3 protein-coding genes are annotated in these 2,494 nt (G+C 65.0%); 1 reads left to right on the plus strand and 2 read right to left on the minus strand.

The window, feature by feature from the left end; translation table 11 throughout:
- On the minus strand, window positions 1-626 hold a 626-nt coding region (locus EOA29_RS32925; RefSeq protein WP_189479066.1), incomplete at its 3' end, for an asparaginase.
- A gap of 30 nt (window positions 627-656) precedes the next feature.
- Complete coding sequence (locus EOA29_RS32930) at window positions 657-1,823, minus strand: acetyl-CoA acetyltransferase (protein WP_126095039.1); 1,167 nt, start codon at window positions 1,821-1,823, stop codon at window positions 657-659.
- A 187-nt stretch (window positions 1,824-2,010) separates the two neighbouring features.
- Between EOA29_RS32930 and betI the strand changes: the two genes are divergently transcribed.
- Window positions 2,011-2,494, plus strand: a 484-nt coding sequence (betI, locus tag EOA29_RS32935; protein WP_127222174.1) for a transcriptional regulator BetI, incomplete at its 3' end; no start/stop codon positions are given.

Consider the following 2,494-nt stretch of genomic DNA (forward strand, 5'->3'; position numbering starts at 1 on the left):
GTCGCCATACGCGCAAAGCCCAACGCAAAACTCTTCAGCGGTACGGCGTAAGTCGGGATCGAGCAGCCGTCGGTGGCGCTATGGCCGACATCATGCGCGGCGCCGGTCACGGATTGCATGGCGTCGCGTACCATCTCCTGCAAAGCATGGCCGGCCTTGACGTAACCGCCATGGGCGATGCCCGAGTGCACACAGGTGCAGAGGAAACCGGCATGCTTGCCGGAGCAGTTGTTGTGCAGCGCGTTGGGCACGTTGCCGATGCGCGCCAGCGCAATCGTCGCATCGTGGTTCGACGGCCAGTGCGCGCCGCATTCGAGCGCGGTCTTGTCGAGACCCGCCTTGGCCAGCATCGCCGCGGCCAGTTCGACATGGGCCGGCTCGCCTGAATGCGAGGCGCAGGCCAGTGCGAGCTCGCGATCGCCGAAGCCATAGGCGTCGGCCGCACCGCTTTCGACCAGCGGCAGAGCCTGGATCGCCTTCACCGCCGAGCGCGGGAACACCGGGCGCGCCGTGTCGCCAATCTCCAGAACCGCCTTGCCGTCGGCATCGAAGACAGAAACAGCGCCGCGATGGGCGCTTTCGACCACCGCGCCGCGCAGAACCTCGACCAGAACCGGATTACTCATGGCTTCCCCGCAATGAAATGCGGGCCGCTTCTACCTGATCCGATCGAGGATGGAAACGTAATTGGCGACGGCAGCGCCACCCATGTTGAAGATGCCGCCCAGCTTGGCTCCCGGCACCTGGATGCCGCCGGCCTCGCCGGTCAATTGCATCGCGGTGAGCACATGCATCGACACGCCGGTGGCGCCGATCGGATGGCCCTTGGCCTTCAATCCGCCGGAAGGGTTGACCGGCAGCCGGCCGTCCTTTGCCGTCGTGCCGTCGAGCGCGAGCTTGGCGCCCTCACCGGGCTTGGCCAGCCCCATCGCCTCATATTCGATGAGTTCGGCAATGGTGAAGCAGTCATGCGTCTCGACGAAGGAAAGGTCGTCGAGCGTGACGCCAGCCTTCTTCAGCGCCTGCTCCCAGGCACGCTCGCAGCCTTCGAAGGCAAGGATGTCGCGCTTCGACATCGGCAGGAAATCCTGGACGTGCTCATTGGCGCGGAAGGTGACGGCGCGGCGCATTCTCAGCGCCGTCGCGGTGTCGGTGAGCACCAGCGCCGCGGCGCCGTCCGAGACCAGCGAGCAATCGGTGCGCTTCAGCGGACCGGCGACAAACGGGTTCTTCTCGCTTTCCTGGCGGCAGAACTCGTAGCCGAAATCCTTGCGCATCTGGGCATAGGGGTTGTCGACGCCGTTCTTGTGGTTCTTGGCGGCGATCATGGCAAGCGCGTCCGACTGGTCGCCATAGCGCTGGAAATAGGCCTGCGCGATCTTGCCGAAGACACCGGCGAAACCCGCCGGCGTGTCGCCCTCCTCCGGCAGATAGGACGCCTTGAGGAGGTTCCTGCCGATCTCCGGACCGGGCGTGGTCGTCATCTGCTCGGCGCCGACCACCAGCACGATGCGGGCAGCGTTGGCATCGATGGCGCGGATGCCCTGCCTGACGGCGGCCGAGCCGGTGGCGCAGGCATTCTCGACGCGGGTCGCCGGCTTGAAGCGCAGTCGGGCATCAGCCTGCAGCACCAGGCTCGCGGTGAAATCCTGCGGGGAAAAGCCGGCGTTGAAATGGCCAAGCACGATCTCGTCGACGTCGTCGGGACCGATGCCGGCATGGTCGAGCGCGTCCACGGCGACCTTGGTTATCAGGCCCTCCAGCGTCTCTCCTTCGAGCTTGCCGAAGCGCGAATGCGCCCAGCCGATGATGCATGCGGTCATGGCAGCCTCCATTTGCCGCGAGCCTAGCACGTCCCGTCGCGGCCGGTTACTCAATATTGTTCAATAGTGAACTTTTTTCCAGTCCCATGGATGGGCCAGAGCGACACGATCGGTTGATCCCAGGTCGGAATTTTTTGTTGATTGATCCGTCAATAAAAAATAATCTCATGCCAAACGGACCCCCCAAATGCCGAAAATCGGAATGGAGCCACTGCGCCGCAAGGCGCTCATCGACGCGACGATCTCGGCGATCGGCGAGCGCGGCTCGCTGGACGTGACCATGTCGGAGATCGCCGGCCGCGCCGGCGTGTCGTCTGCGCTCGCGCATCACTATTTCGGCGCCAAGGACGAGCTGCTGTTCGCAACGATGCGGCACATCCTCGCCGAGCTGAATGCCGATACGAAGCGCGCGTTTCGCCCCGCCGCCACGCCGCGCCAGCGCGTCTCCGCCGTCGTCGCTGTCAGCTTCTCCGACGAGCAGTTCCAGCCGGAGACGATCGCGGCCTGGCTCGCCTTCTATGTCGAGGCGCAGAAGTCCTCCGCCTTGCGGCGGCTGCTCCGCATCTATGCGCGGCGCCTGCATTCCAACCTGATGAGCGGGCTGACCGGCATCCTGCCTAAAGCCGAGGCAGACCGCGTCGCGGAAGCGACGGCGGCACTGATCGACGGAC

It is taken from the genome of Mesorhizobium sp. M1E.F.Ca.ET.063.01.1.1, from assembly GCF_003998155.1.
In the GTDB taxonomy this organism is placed as follows: domain Bacteria; phylum Pseudomonadota; class Alphaproteobacteria; order Rhizobiales; family Rhizobiaceae; genus Mesorhizobium.